Annotated in this window: 11 protein-coding genes; 6 read left to right on the top strand and 5 right to left on the bottom strand. The window is 57.1% G+C overall.

Annotated features, from left to right (window positions below):
- Positions 1-99: 99 nt before the first annotated feature.
- From Mal65_RS14745 to Mal65_RS14725, 5 genes are all read left to right on the top strand, one after another.
- Entirely contained in the window at positions 100-1,074 is a 975-nt protein-coding gene (locus Mal65_RS14745) for an ABC transporter substrate-binding protein (protein WP_196784179.1), read from the top strand.
- 25 nt (positions 1,075-1,099) lie between these two features.
- Positions 1,100-2,647, top strand: a complete 1,548-nt coding sequence (locus Mal65_RS14740; protein ID WP_145299034.1) for a sugar ABC transporter ATP-binding protein — start codon at positions 1,100-1,102, stop codon at positions 2,645-2,647.
- Complete coding sequence (locus tag Mal65_RS14735) at positions 2,634-3,653, top strand: ABC transporter permease (protein WP_145299031.1); 1,020 nt, start codon at positions 2,634-2,636, stop codon at positions 3,651-3,653. Before Mal65_RS14740 ends, Mal65_RS14735 begins: the two co-directional genes overlap by 14 nt.
- Positions 3,650-4,618: a galactofuranose ABC transporter, permease protein YjfF gene (gene yjfF, locus Mal65_RS14730; protein WP_145299028.1), complete on the top strand. Its 969-nt coding sequence runs from the start codon at positions 3,650-3,652 to the stop codon at positions 4,616-4,618. The genes Mal65_RS14735 and yjfF overlap by 4 nt, the downstream gene beginning before the upstream one ends.
- A 100-nt stretch (positions 4,619-4,718) precedes the next feature.
- The gene (locus Mal65_RS14725; RefSeq protein WP_145299024.1) at positions 4,719-5,633 is read left to right on the top strand and encodes an SDR family oxidoreductase; all 915 of its coding nucleotides are present in this window, start codon (positions 4,719-4,721) and stop codon (positions 5,631-5,633) included.
- A 27-nt stretch (positions 5,634-5,660) separates the two neighbouring features.
- On the opposite strand, the gene Mal65_RS14720 is transcribed toward Mal65_RS14725, so the two are convergent.
- The 4 genes from Mal65_RS14720 to Mal65_RS14705 form a co-directional block, all read right to left on the bottom strand.
- Complete coding sequence (locus Mal65_RS14720; protein WP_145299021.1) at positions 5,661-6,617, bottom strand: WD40 repeat domain-containing protein; 957 nt, start codon at positions 6,615-6,617, stop codon at positions 5,661-5,663.
- The gene (locus tag Mal65_RS14715; RefSeq protein WP_165701284.1) at positions 6,614-7,942 is read right to left on the bottom strand and encodes a DUF1501 domain-containing protein; all 1,329 of its coding nucleotides are present in this window, start codon (positions 7,940-7,942) and stop codon (positions 6,614-6,616) included. The genes Mal65_RS14720 and Mal65_RS14715 overlap by 4 nt, the downstream gene beginning before the upstream one ends.
- A 14-nt stretch (positions 7,943-7,956) precedes the next feature.
- Positions 7,957-10,101: a DUF1549 and DUF1553 domain-containing protein gene (locus Mal65_RS14710; RefSeq protein ID WP_145299015.1), complete on the bottom strand. Its 2,145-nt coding sequence runs from the start codon at positions 10,099-10,101 to the stop codon at positions 7,957-7,959.
- A gap of 63 nt (positions 10,102-10,164) precedes the next feature.
- Positions 10,165-11,559 carry a sulfatase-like hydrolase/transferase gene (locus Mal65_RS14705; protein WP_145299012.1) on the bottom strand — a complete coding sequence of 465 codons (1,395 nt, stop codon included), beginning with the start codon at positions 11,557-11,559 and terminating at the stop codon, positions 10,165-10,167.
- A 322-nt stretch (positions 11,560-11,881) separates the two neighbouring features.
- On the opposite strand from Mal65_RS14705, the gene Mal65_RS14700 reads away from it, so the two are divergent.
- Positions 11,882-13,135, top strand: a complete 1,254-nt coding sequence (locus Mal65_RS14700; RefSeq protein WP_165701568.1) for a glycoside hydrolase family 117 protein — start codon at positions 11,882-11,884, stop codon at positions 13,133-13,135.
- 3 nt (positions 13,136-13,138) lie between these two features.
- On the opposite strand, the gene Mal65_RS14695 is transcribed toward Mal65_RS14700, so the two are convergent.
- Positions 13,139-13,747 carry a trimeric intracellular cation channel family protein gene (locus tag Mal65_RS14695; RefSeq protein WP_145299006.1) on the bottom strand — a complete coding sequence of 203 codons (609 nt, stop codon included), beginning with the start codon at positions 13,745-13,747 and terminating at the stop codon, positions 13,139-13,141.
- Positions 13,748-13,759 lie beyond the last annotated feature (12 nt).

Genomic DNA, 13,759 nt, shown 5'->3' with positions numbered 1-13,759 from the left:
CAGAATGCACGCCGGCGATCGGCCCGCGAGTGCGCCTCGACCGAGTTCTGTCGGCCCCCGCTGCCCCACGCCACGCCCTTCAAACAGGACGCAATGAGTATGAAGTCGTTTCCGTTGATCCAATTGACGTTCTTGTCGGCACTGATGCTGATCGTCGGCTGTGGCGGATCCAGCGACAATGCCGGCGGCGACGGCGATGCGCCGGTCATCGCGTTCGTCCAAACGGGGGCGGATAACGATTGGCGAAACGCTCACACGGTTTCGGTCAAGGAAGCCGCGGCGGACAAGGGCTATGATTTGCGTTTCGCCGAAGGCCAATCCAAGCAAGAAAACCAAATCAAGGCGTTCAGCTCGTTCGTCAATCAAGGCGTCGACGCGATCATCCTGGCCCCGATCGTCGAAACCGGTTGGGACAACGTGCTGGAAAAAGCGAAGAAGCGAAACATTCCAGTCGTCATCCTGGACCGCAAAGTTAATACCGACGACGAATCGCTGTACGTGACCTACATCGGCGCTGACACTTACACCGAAGGCAAAAAAGCGGGCAAGTGGTTGGCCGAAAAGATGGGTGGTCAAGCCAAAGTCGTCGAATTGCAAGGCAACCCTGGCGCTTCCCCCACGATCAACCGATTCAACGGGTTTCGTGAAGCCATCGCTGACCAGAGCGGCATCGAAATCATCGCTTCGCAAAGTGGCGAGTTCCGACGCAGCAAAGGCAAAGAGGTCATGGAAGCGTTCTTGAAAAAGTATGGCGATGAAATCGACGCCGTTTACGCGCACAACGATGACATGGCGATTGGCGCGATCCAAGCCATCGAAGATGCGGGAATGAAGCCGGCCGAAGACATCGTGATCGTCAGCGTTGACGGCGTCCGCGCGGCATTCGAAGCGATGGTCGATGGCAAACTGAACTGCACCGTCGAATGCAATCCGCTGCAGGGTCCATTGGCAATGGAAGCGGTCGAAAAAATTCTAAGCGGCCAAGCCGACCAACTGGACAAGGTGACCTTGATCGAAGATTCCGTGTTCGAGATGGAACAGGCGGCGGACGTCATCGAATCACGCAAGTATTGATTATCCCCCTTGGCGATCCGACACGATGCCTGATCAGCCGACATCAAACGAGCTTTTGCGAATCGAAGGGATCAGTAAAACGTTCCCCGGTGTTCGCGCGCTTGATGAAGTCGATCTATCCATTCGCCCAGGCGAAATCCATGCCTTGATGGGCGAAAACGGTGCCGGCAAGTCGACACTGATCAAAGTCTTGACCGGTGTTCACAGCCGAGATTCTGGACAGATCTGGTTCGACGGGCAAACCATTGCTCCGCACAGCCCATCGGACGCCGAACGGTTGGGGATCAGCACGGTTTACCAAGAAGTGAACCTGATCCCGCACCTCAGCGTCGCCGAAAACATCATGCTCGGTCGCCAACCGACGCGATTCGGATTGCTGTCGTGGAAACAGATTCGCCGCCGCGCCGCCAACGCCGTTCGCCGCATCGGACTGGACGTCAAAGTGCAACGGGAATTGGCGGACTGTTCCATTGCCGTCCAACAATTGGTCGCCCTGGCCCGCGCGGTCGATGTTCAGGCAAAGTTGTTGATCCTGGACGAACCGACATCCAGCTTGGACGAACGCGAGGTCGACGAGTTGTTCGTTGTGTTGCAACGTCTGAAGGACGAAGGCATCGCGATCATCTTCGTCACTCATTTTTTGGATCAAGTCTATCGACTGGCCGACCGCATCACCGTGCTGCGAAACGGTCGACACGTCGGCACGTACCCGACCGGCGAATTGCCGCGTCTGCAGTTGGTCGCCAAGATGCTGGGCCGTGACCCCGATGAGATTGTTGATACGCAAATGCCAAGGGCACGACCGGACGATGCCAAGGCGGATACTTCCGCGGGTGCCGACACGCCATTGCTATCGGCCATGGGCCTAGCGGGACAGAACACGGTCCAGCCCTTTGATCTGGAACTGCATCCCGGCCGCGTGACCGGTCTGGCGGGGTTGTTGGGATCCGGGCGAACGGAAGTGATCCGATTGCTGTTCGGACTGGATCGTCCCGGCGAAGGCACGTTGTCGATCGATGGCGAAACGGTGGATCACCCGTCGCCACGAAAAATGATTCGTCGCGGCTTGGCGTTTTGCCCAGAAGACCGAAAGCGTGACGGCGTGTTCTTGGACTTGTCCGTTCGACAAAACATCGTTGTCGCCTTGCAGGCCCGCGCCGGTGCGTGGCGGACGCTTTCGTTGGCTAAGCAGAACGCGTTGGCCGAACACTACATCGAACGTCTGGGCATCAAAACACCTTCCCCCGAAACGCCCGTGGGGAACCTTTCCGGTGGCAACCAACAAAAGGTGCTGCTGGCACGGTGGCTGGCGATGCAGCCCAAGTTGATCCTGCTGGACGAACCCACACGGGGCATCGATGTCGGTGCCAAGGCGGAAATCGAATCGTTGGTCGAATCGTTGCGTCGTGATGGGATGTCCGTCGTCTTTGTTTCATCCGAATTGGATGAAGTCGTGCGGACGTGCCAGGAGGTGGCCGTGATGCGTGACCGCCGGTTGATCGACATGCTGGACGGCGATGATTTGAACGAATCCAACATCATGCAACGGATCGCACATCATGACGACGCATGATCCGCCTTGGTACCGACGTTTCGTTGACAGCACGATCTTTTGGCCGCTGATGGCATTGGCGGCCTTGTTGATCTTCAATGCGTTCAGTTCACCATCGTTCTTTGACATCCAGGTGCGTGACGGACATCTGTACGGCAGCTTGGTGGATGTGCTGAATCGGGGGTCGATCGGAATCATTTTGGCCGTCGGAATGACGCTGGTCATCGCAACGGGCGGCGTCGATTTGTCGGTCGGGTCCATCATGGCGATCTCCGGCGCCGTTGCGGCGTTGCTGTTGACCGAAACATCACTGCCCTTTCCGGTTGTCATCGTGGCCGCATTATCCGCGTCACTGATCGCCGGCGCGATCAATGGGGGGCTGGTGTCGATCGTCGGGATCCAGCCCATCGTTGCCACGCTGATCTTGATGGTGTCCGGTCGCGGAATCGCGCGTTACATCACCGGCGAAAAAGTCATTGCGCTGGTGGATGATCAATTCAGTCCCGCCTTTGATTTCATCGGTAATGGACACTTTCTGGGTCTACCGTTCACCGTCACGTTGTTCGTTCTGTTGTTCCTGGCCACGCTGTTGATCGTTCGCCGAACCGCGGTGGGTTTGTTTATCGAAGCGGTCGGTGCCAATCCGAACGCCAGCCGAGCCGTCGGCATCCACGCACACGGTGTCAAAATTGCCGTGTACATGTTTTCGGGCTTGTGTGCGGGGATCGCCGGACTGATCGATGCTTCCAACATCAATGCGGCGGATACCGTCAATGCCGGTGTATTCACCGAATTGGACGCGATCTTTGCCGTCGTGGTTGGCGGAACAGCGTTGTCGGGCGGTCGTTTTTCGCTGACCGGATCGTTGATCGGCGCGATCTTGCTGCAGACGCTTCTGACGACGATGTACACGTTCGGAGTCGCGCCGGATGTCGCCCCGGTTCCCAAAGCCGCCGTGATTTTGTTTGTTTGTCTTTTGCAGTCCGACGTCTTTCGCCGCATGGTTTTCCGGAGGGCGAAGGCATGAAAGTCACTGGATTTCTGCGGCTGTCGCCAAAGGTCGTTCCGCTGCTGACGACCGCATTCGTGCTTGTTTTATTGCTGGGCGGTGCGTCGTCACAATTCGATGGGTTCGCATCCAGTTATGTCATGGCCGACTTGGTGTCGGAGAACGCGTTTCTGGGGATCGCCGCACTGGGAATGACTCTGGTCATCTTGTCCGGTGGCATCGATCTGTCAGTGGGATCGATGATCGGGTTCACAACCATTCTGGTTGCCACCCTGATCAGCGACGGACGCTGGTCACCGGTCGCCGCATGGATCGCCGCTCTTGGCATCGGCACAGCTTTTGGCGGCCTGATGGGAATGTTGGTTCAGGTATTCCGGTTGCCGGCATTCCTGGTGACTCTGGCCGGGTTGTTCTTTGCCCGCGGTATGGCCTTTGCCATCAAGAAGGAATCGGTCCAAATCAACCATCCGATGTATGACCGACTGAACGACCTTACTTTGCCGATCGGCGGCGGCGCAGAGCTTAGCTTTGGTGCTCTTGTTTTCCTTGGCATGTTTTTGGTGACGGTGGTGATCGCCCACTTCACCCGGTTCGGGCGGAATTTGTACGCCACCGGCGGCAGCGAATCGTCGGCGGTGTTGATGGGTTTGCCCGTCGCCAGAACCAAGATCGGTGTGTATACGTTTAGCGGGTTTTGTGCTTCGCTGGCCGGAATCGTGATGACGCTGTACATGGATTCGGGCAATCCCGCCAACGCCATGTCACTGGAATTGGACGCGATCGCCGTCGTCGTCATTGGTGGCACATTATTGACCGGTGGAATCGGTTTTGTGCCGGGTACGTTGTTGGGTGTGTTGATCTATTCGACGATTTATCAGATCACGTATTTCTCCAACCTGCCGGCTTCCTTGGCCCGAATCTCCATCGGCATTCTTTTGATGGGATTTATCATTCTCCAGCGTTGGCTCAGCCGCGCTCGCTGACCGCCGCTGCTCTGGCACACCAGATGCACCGGTCTCCGTGCTGTACCACCGAACCGTCGCAAACGCGATGAATCGATCAGCCAGTCACCGGAGAACCGCGATGGATACCGTTCAAGAAATCACCACTTATCCCGACGTCGAACTTAAAGACCCCCGCGATCTTTATGCGCGACCGCCCTTCGATAACCAGTCCACCACTTCCATGCCCGGCAGCGAAACGGACATGGTTCCCGATGCGGATCACGGCGAAGAACATTATCGCGGAAGTGGGAAACTGAAAGGCTTGAACGCACTGGTCACAGGTGCCGACAGTGGCATCGGTCGCGCAATTGCGTTGTGCTATGCACGGGAAGGTGCGAACGTGACGCTGAACTATTTGTCCGAAGACGGCGATGCGGAAGAGGCTCGAGTGCTGGTCGAATCGGCGGGCGTCAATGCCGTGGCAATCAAAGGCGATCTGCGAGACGAAGCGTTCTGCAAGGACTTGGTAAAGCAACACGTCGATCATCATGGATCCTTGGACGTCCTGGTCAACAACGCCGCCTTTCAAGTCACCGAAGACAGCATTGAAGACTTTTCCACGGAAGTTTTCGATCGCATCATGAAGACAAACGTGTACGCGCCGTTCTGGTTGTCCAAGTTCGCCGTCAAACACGTTCCGCCGGGCGGCAGCATTATCAACACGGTGTCCATCCAAGGATACGATCCGTCACCGTATCTGTTGCCGTATTCGACAACGAAATCGGCATTGATTGGGATGACCAAGGCGCTCGCAAAACTGTCGATTGACCGTGGCATCCGCGTCAACGCGGTCGCGCCGGGGCCGGTCTGGACGCCGCTGATTCCTGGATCCATGCCGGAAGACAAAATCAAGAACTTCGGTGACAACACGGTCTTCGGGCGACCCGCCCAGCCGATCGAATTGGCACCGCTGTATGTCTGGTTGGCAAGCATGGACGCTAGCTACGTGACCGGCGAGGTGTTCGGCTGCACCGGCGGGCGATCACCTGTGTGATTGCCTGACCCCTAGCCTGCCGCAAGCTTATGGATGGTCCAGCGGAAATGGCTGGATCTTTCCTCCCGAACCGGCCACCACGATGGTCGGTTCACTGGGATGGATCGCTATGGCGTACGCCCAACCGTCGATCGCCTGTTGGGTATGGACCACCTGGACGGATGCAACGTCGATCCATCGCACATTGCCGTCCCGACATGCGGCCACAATCGTTTGGCTGTCGGGTGACCAGGCAATCTTCAGCGGCTGTTGCGGCAATCGGCAGAAACGAATCAGCCGTCCGATCGTCGGCTGCCAAAGTCTCACCGTTCGGTCTTCGGATGCGGTCGCGACGATGGGTAAACCATCGTTCGTACGTGCCGCAGCAATGTCGACGATCGGCCCAGTGTGCTGCTTCAGCGTACGTACGGTTTCGAAATCGGCTGTATCCCACAATCGCAATCGGTGATCGTCGCCGCCACTTAGAATCCACTTCGTTTGGCCGAACGTCTCGACCGCGGTGACGGCGCGGGAATGTCCTTGCATCACCGTCGCTTCGGACTGATTCAAATGGACATGCCGGACTGTTCGGTCGATCGACGCGGCCAACCAAGAGTTGTTGCCGGTCCACCGCACATCGACAACGCTATCGTCGAATTGCCGGTACTGGTGAACGATGGTTTCATCGAGTGCGCCCTCCGACCATTTCAATGTCACGACCGCACCGAAGTCAGCGGGATTCCCACCGCCGACCGCCAAATGGTCGCCATCCGGTGAGAAGGCGGCGCAGTGCAAATTGTCTAGCGGGACCTGAATCGCCGCCACAGTTTCCAAATCAGGCCAGCGTCGTGAGACAATCCCGCTTTGACCGACGCAAACCAAGTACCGCCCATCCGGTGAAAAGGCCACGTCGGTAATTGGTGGATCATCGGCAGCGGTTCCGGCGGTCGGCAGCATCGAGCCCACTAGCCAAACTACCAAAACCAAAGTTCGCCATGCGTTCATGCCATGATTCCGCGGATCGCCCGCGAACCGTCCGGCGTGATTCGTACCGGTCGACCGTCGGATGTCTTCAGCACACCCGCGGGATCAATGCCCAGCAAGGTATAGACCGTGGCGGCCAAGTCCGCGGGTGTCACCGGTTGATCGGCGGGCAGTTCACCCTGTGCGTCGCTGGCCCCATAAACATTGCCAGCCGTGATCCCTCCGCCTGCCAGCAAAACGCTGAAGCAGTTGGGCCAATGATCGCGACCACCGCGAGTGTTGATCTTCGGCGTCCGACCGAACTCTCCCATCACGATGACCAATGTGTCGTCCAGACGTCCACGCTGATCCAAGTCTTCCACCAAAGCGGACACCGCACGATCCAGTGCCGGTAGGTGAGCGTTCTTGTCGTTGGGAAATCGCTGTTTCAGATTCACGATGTCTTGGTGCGTATCCCAACCTGGACTGTTCACCGTCACAAAAGGAACGCCCCGTTCGACCAAACGTCGCGCCAGCAAACAACTTTGCCCCACACCGTTGCCGCCAACCCGACCATAGCGTTTCCGTACCGCGTCTGGTTCGCTATGAATGTCAAAGGCGGCTTTGGCGTCGGCGAACGCGATCAAATCATAGGCACGTCGCAAATCTTCGTTCGGTTGAAAACCGCCCGCATCCGTAGCGCGACTGAACTGATCAATCGCGTCAACGAATTGGCGTCGACGATCCAGTCGTTGAAGATCCAGGCCGTGAAAAAAGTCCAAATCTTTGACCCGAAAATCAGCTTGGTCAGGTTTGCCGCCGACTTCAAAGGCTGCGGTTTCGGATGGCAGAAAACCGTGATCCTGGATATTGCCGGTGAACTTGGGAACCGCCACATTCGGCGGTAGCACACCGGATGCAGGACGCTGCATCGCCAAAGTGGATCCGAACGCGGGGTAATCCAACGCCGGCGATGGACGATAGCCCGTCATCATGTAGTGCGTCCCAAAGTTATGTTCGCCCAGCGGCGACGTCATCGAACGCACAATCGTAATCTTATGAAGCAAGCCGGCCAAACGGGGCAAGCATTCGCCGATTCGAACACCAGGAATCGACGTTGGAATCGAACCCAACGGCCCACGAACCTCTTCCGCCGCATCCGGTTTGACGTCAAAGGATTCCAAGTGGCTTGGTCCACCATCCAGCCAAACCAGGATGCAGGATTTCGCCCTGGCAACCGGTAGATTGTCGGCATTGGCACGTCGACAGCGATGGAATCCACCGATGCCGAGACCGAAGGCGGTCAAGCCTCCCACGCGGATGATGTTTCGGCGACTGACACCGTCGCAACGCAAAGACGATTTCATCGACATCTGGCTCGCTAATGATTGGTTGCGAATTCGCGACTGGACACCATCGCCCACATCACATCTTCCAAGAAAGCCGCCTGGTCATCTGCCTGATCCAAATGAGTCACCCAGAATGCCTTTTCATTCTCCATTGGTTCTCGACATAATGCCGCCGCGTAAATCTGTTCGACCGTCTGCATCGCGGTCATGTTGGCATCACGACAGGCCCTTAACCGCCCACGTGTTGCATCGATTCGGTCGTTCAGCAATTCACCATTGAACAGGTGCAGCATCGTCGACATGCCGGTCGACGTCCCATCATCGGGCGTGCAAATCGCTTTGGGATCGCATCGCCCCAAAACCGCCAACGATGGAACTTGCACCGCCCCGTCGACCAAATCAATCGCTCGGTCGATTTCGCCCCAAGCCGAATAGTCATCGGCAATGCCAATGACATCGCTGATGGCATCAGCCAGCACGGACGGCGACAATGGTCGACGCAACGCGTGGGAGTAGAAACGGTCGTCGTGCTGGTTTTGTGAATTCGCGACGCTGTCGCGTTGGTAAGCATCACTGTTGGCGATCAAATGCAGAGTCTTGCGAATCTGGTATCCGTTGGCCACAAAGTCATCGGCCAAGTGTTGCAGCAATTCCGGATGGCTGGCGGGATTCGTTTGCCGGAAATCATCGACGGCATCGACCAATCCACGCCCCATCATGTGTTTCCACATTCGATTGACGGCCGCCTTGGCAAAGTATGGATTGCCGTCGTCGACCAGCCACCGTGAAAACGTCTGCACCATGGGCTGGTCGGTTGCCAACCGTCGTCCGCCAGGAATTTGCGGCACGGCCGGCTGCAGCGTCACCGGATGCGTGGTGGTGGCGGTGGAATCCAATCGAACAACGGGTCCCGATTGCACGGTGGCAAAAATTGCCGCCAAGCCGTGGTAATCATCCTGTGTCCAGCGGTCCAGCGGATGATCGTGGCAATTCGCACATCGCATTCGCGAACCCATGAAAACTTCGCTGACCAATTCCGCGGTGGGGCGTCCGCCCGGTGCGGTTCGATAGAAGTTTGCCGGCCCGACTTGGTGCGTGTCACCGGTCGCCGTCAACATTTGCTGGACCAAATCATCGAAACCGACGCGGTCCTGAATCGATCGATACAGCCAATCGCGATAAGCTTCTGTCGCTTTCTGGTCGTTGTTCTGACTGCGGACGCGAAACCACTCCGCCAGCCGCGACGTCCAATAACGGCTGAACGCTTCGGATTCCAACAAGCGATCGATCCACCGTTTTCGCTTGTCGTTGCGACGGTCATCTAGAAACAAACGTCGTTGCTGAAGCGTTGGTAAACGCCCCGTCAAATCCAACGTGACCCTTCTTAAGAATGCTTCGTCATCGGTTTTCGGCGACGCCGGCAACCGCAGATCAACCAGCATTTGATTGACGCTGCGATCGATCATTCCGATTGATTCATCACTCTGCTCATCTGATTCAACTTCCAAAGCCGCATCGCCAATCGGAGCACGAATCTGAATCGGCTGGACGCGGTTGATATAGCGCGCGACCAGAACGTGGCTGCCCGGCCGCAACACTTGGACCGATCCACCATCGTCCTGGACCGACAGTGCGGCGGCATCATCCGGTGCCAAGATCGTGTACGCCGTGACGTCTCGGGTCGTCCCGTCACTAAACTGGGCGATCGCCTTCAACGGAATCGATTGGCCGACCGCACCGACGGTGACCTGTGGCGGATGAACTGAAACGTCGACCAAACGTCGATCGCTTTCGAACCGGGCTCCCGCCGCGATCCATCGCGTGATCGTTTGCGCCGCGTCGCTATCAACATCGAATCGAAGTTCGCCTCCGTGGGCCAGTTGCTCGGTCGGTTTCAGCAGCAACAAACTGTTTTCCGGACGCACGCCATTGACCCGACGCCCGCCGACTTGCCGCACGATCGCATCGTAGTCATCGACAGGTCGACTGCCGAACAACGAAAGCTTGAAATTGCCTCGCCCCAAAGCGGCCCCATGGCAGGCGCCGGCGTTACAACCGTGTTTGGTCAAAATTGGCAGCACGTCGGTGCGAAAGTCGATTCGATCGTCGGCCCAACCGCGCGCACCGATCATGACCATGATGCCCAACGCCAATGCCGATCGGATCCAACAATTCATCAATGGTTCACCCGCGAAAGCATCCTCTCACACTTGCCCCATCGATACACCACCTGGCCGCAATCACTTGACGGCCGGCTTGGCACTGGACTTGGAATTTCCCTTCTTCCCGTTCTTTTTCACAGCAGCCGGTTTCTTGTCCGCCACATTGGGAACCGGTTTATCTTCCAAAATCTGCAGCATGCTTTGACGTGCCTCAACCGCTTCGGCACTCGGATCGTCCGTGATATCAACGTATCCAGTGCCGTCACGTGATTCACCACAGTCGTACAGTTGACCAAAGTTGGTTGGTGAATTGTTTTCCAACAGATACCGCTTGGTCCTTAGCACTCGTTTGCCGCCCAGCGGAGCGTAGATCCATTCTCGCAGCGGTGTCATATCGCCTTTCAAGTAAGGTGCAAACGATACCCCGTCAACGATGTGGTCGTTGGGCAGATCAATCGCAGCCACTTCACAGATCGTCGGCAAAATATCCGACAGGTCCACCAATTCACGACATTCCCCCGACGGTTTGACCAAGTCCGGTCCGTTGACGATGAACGGAACACGGCATCCCATTTCCGTGGTCTTGCCCTTGCCATTGCCGCCGGTTCCGTTGTCACCAACGAAAATCACCAAGGTGTTGTCACGGCGTCCCATCGTTTCCAAGCCACTGACCAATTTGCCGATGATCTTGTCGGTGTACTCGACGTTGGCTTGCCAGTTCTTTTTCTGGTTGTGCTTGAATCGATCCTCGATTGTTTCCGTCGTATCCGGCGTGGTGAAAAACTGGCCGTGCGTCAAAGCCATCGGATAGTAAACGAAGAATGGATCATCCGGATGACGTCCGATGAAGTCTAAGATGAAATCGGAATAGATGTCCGGTCCATAACTGTCATCATCCGTGTCCAGGTACTCACCGTTTTGGACCACTGATGGATGCCAGTAACGACACGTCTTGCCGCCTGGCTTTCCTTCCCAAGCGCCGTCATGCTTCACGCCTTCCGGTAGATTGTGGGTGTAGGCCCACATGCAATACTCGTCAAATCCACATTCACGAATCAGCGTCGGATGTTCACCGGACAACTGCCACTTGCCAGCGTGCGCGGTCGCGTATCCGGCCTGTTGAAACAGTTTTCCGAACGTCAAATGGCTGGCGATATCATCGGGGCCGGTGTTCGCCGGCGGCCCGCCTGGTCTTCCGGGGAAATGGTACACGCCGTTATGGTGCGCGTACTGGCCGGTCATGATCTCGAACCGAGTCGGGTGACAAATCGGCGTGGAATACCCCGTCGTGAACCACAACCCCGTGCGGCCCAAATCATCCAAGACCGGGGTCTGGTGTTTGGGATGTCCGTACAGCGACAGTTCATGGGCACCAATGTCGTCACACAAAATCACCAAGACATTGGGACGTTCGTCGGCCCGCAGTGATGACAAGGCTGCACAGACCAGAGCGGCAAAAATGACGGATCGCATGTCAGGCGAACCTTTCGATCAGACAGGTGGGAATGAACAAAATTGGGCGGCAGGGATGCCCCGGCAGCGGCCAGCCGATTGGGTTCGTCGCCCGCTATCCAGGCATCACCATCTTAGCGAAGCCGTCGTCACCATAGCGGCCGAATCAGCCGATTGCCCGATTCATCACGACCACGCCGACGATTGTTTACAATCAGCAGCCGTGCCGCCCTCTGCGAGGCACTCCGCCCGATGTCCCCAAAATGTTTTCCCGCTCAGGTTCCGCTCGATGCGAAGTCTTTTCCGCTTACTGATTCCCACCTGTGTTCTCACCGGCGGTCTGATGTCGGCCATGTGTTGCGTCGCCGACGAACCGACGGATCCGAAATCTGCCCCGGCTTTTCCTTACGGCGAGGTTCCCGAACAGAAACCGGACATGCCGCTTAGCCGCGCGATGCAGCGCGTTTACGACGGAACCTATGCGGGATTGGACTGCGCACGCAACGAACTGTTCAGTCGTTTCAAGTACACGCCATTGAAAGGTTTGGACTATTCCAACGGCGACGGCACCGTTTCCCGGCGTGACGCGACCAAGATCATCAAGCACGATGGCAAGTTCTACGTCTGGTACACCAAGCGTCACACTGCGACGCCGCCCGACTATGACGGCGGAGCCAACGACGCGATCCCGTCACGCGATTGGGACTTGGCGGAAATCTGGTATGCGACCAGCACCGACGGTTTTACGTGGCAAGAGCAGGGCGTGGCGATCGAGCGAAACGAGAAACCCAATCCCGGTTGGCGATCCGTTTCCACACCCGACATCCTGGTTTGGAAAGGCAAGTACTACCTTTATTATCAAGCGTACTTGGCGATGCCGGGCAGCCGAACCAGCAGTGCGACCAACGGCGACGACTGTCCCGTGTCCGCATCGGTGGCCGATTCGCCCGATGGCCCGTGGACCCCGTGCAACAAGATCGTCGTCGACAACGGACCGCCGGGATCCTGGGACCAATACGTGATCCATGATCCGTATCCGCTGGTGCGAAACGGCCAAATCTATCTTTATTACAAAGGCGAAATGGGCGGCGACCCACCGGTGCGAGCCCAAGGCTTGGCCATCGCCGATCATCCGTTCGGTCCGTTTCGCAAACACCCGCTGAACCCCGTCATCAACTCGGGCCACGAAACATCCTTGTTCCCATTCAAAGAGGGCTTGGCGGCGCTGGTCAGCCGGCACGGGCTGGAACACAACACCATCCAGTACGCACCCGATGGCGTCAATTTCGAAGTCGCCGCAATCACTGGCCTGATGCCGATCGCGCCCGGTGCCTACGTTCCCGATGCGTTCACCGATACCAAGGACGGACGGGGGATCACGTGGGGGCTGTGCCACTTTCGCAACATCAAACGCGACGAAGGCAAAAGCCACAGCATGCTTGCGCGATTCGATTGCGATCTCAGCCTGGACGTGGACGATATCGAAATGAAGGAAAGCGATATCTTCAACGACCCAGAAATCAATTTTAAGTTTGGTCTGTCCGAACAGCAACGAGAACGCATCGAATCGGACGCTCAGGCGGAATTGCAACGCTAGGCTTTATTCGTCCGCCTCCATTTGCGGCAAGATCCATTGAAAGCGCAACGCCATCAGTCGAAAGGCAACGATCACGATGATGGCGACCGGACCGGCGACCGGTCGTGCCGGTTCCCATTGCTGCAACAACACATAAAACCAGGATCCGGTGAACGCACAAGTCGCGTACATGGGGGCGGGGCGAAACAGACTGGGGACTTGGTTACAGATCACCTCCGCCACCACGCCGCCAAAGGTTCCGGTGATCGCGCCCATCAAAGCGGCGACAAAAAACGATGTTCCCGATTCCAACGCCGCGTCCGTACCCGCAACACTGAACAACCCCAGCCCCAAGGCATCAGGAATGATCAGCCATTTCTCGATCGACTTTGGGAATCGCGGCACCACCGACGTCAACAGCGAAAGGAAAAACACGATCACCGGATAGTGATGCTTTTCGATCCAGAACAGCGGGTGTCGATCCAGAAAAATGTCGCGCAACGATCCACCACCAAACGCCACGATCAACGCCATGCTGAACACGCCGGCGAAGTCCATGTTGTGCCGTCTGGCCAACGAGACACCAAAGATCGCACTGGCGATCACCGCCAACAATTCAATGATCTGATCCATCGGCCGGGAACC

Source organism: Crateriforma conspicua (genome assembly GCF_007752935.1).
Taxonomy (GTDB): Bacteria; Planctomycetota; Planctomycetia; order Pirellulales; family Pirellulaceae; genus Crateriforma; species Crateriforma conspicua.
This window is presented reverse-complemented; position numbering and strand designations above follow the sequence as displayed.

Excerpts from the sequence above, each read along its gene's own strand:
- Mal65_RS14745 (WP_196784179.1), top strand. The coding sequence starts at position 100 with ATGAAGTCGTTTCCGTTGATCCAATTGACGTTCTTGTCGGCACTGATG.
- Mal65_RS14740 (WP_145299034.1), top strand. The coding sequence starts at position 1,100 with ATGCCTGATCAGCCGACATCAAACGAGCTTTTGCGAATCGAAGGGATC.
- Mal65_RS14735 (WP_145299031.1), top strand. The coding sequence starts at position 2,634 with ATGACGACGCATGATCCGCCTTGGTACCGACGTTTCGTTGACAGCACG.
- yjfF (WP_145299028.1), top strand. The coding sequence starts at position 3,650 with ATGAAAGTCACTGGATTTCTGCGGCTGTCGCCAAAGGTCGTTCCGCTG.
- Mal65_RS14725 (WP_145299024.1), top strand. The coding sequence starts at position 4,719 with ATGGATACCGTTCAAGAAATCACCACTTATCCCGACGTCGAACTTAAA.
- Mal65_RS14720 (WP_145299021.1), bottom strand. The coding sequence starts at position 6,617 with ATGAACGCATGGCGAACTTTGGTTTTGGTAGTTTGGCTAGTGGGCTCG.
- Mal65_RS14715 (WP_165701284.1), bottom strand. The coding sequence starts at position 7,942 with ATGAAATCGTCTTTGCGTTGCGACGGTGTCAGTCGCCGAAACATCATC.
- Mal65_RS14710 (WP_145299015.1), bottom strand. The coding sequence starts at position 10,101 with ATGAATTGTTGGATCCGATCGGCATTGGCGTTGGGCATCATGGTCATG.
- Mal65_RS14705 (WP_145299012.1), bottom strand. The coding sequence starts at position 11,559 with ATGCGATCCGTCATTTTTGCCGCTCTGGTCTGTGCAGCCTTGTCATCA.
- Mal65_RS14700 (WP_165701568.1), top strand. The coding sequence starts at position 11,882 with ATGTCGGCCATGTGTTGCGTCGCCGACGAACCGACGGATCCGAAATCT.
- Mal65_RS14695 (WP_145299006.1), bottom strand. The coding sequence starts at position 13,747 with ATGGATCAGATCATTGAATTGTTGGCGGTGATCGCCAGTGCGATCTTT.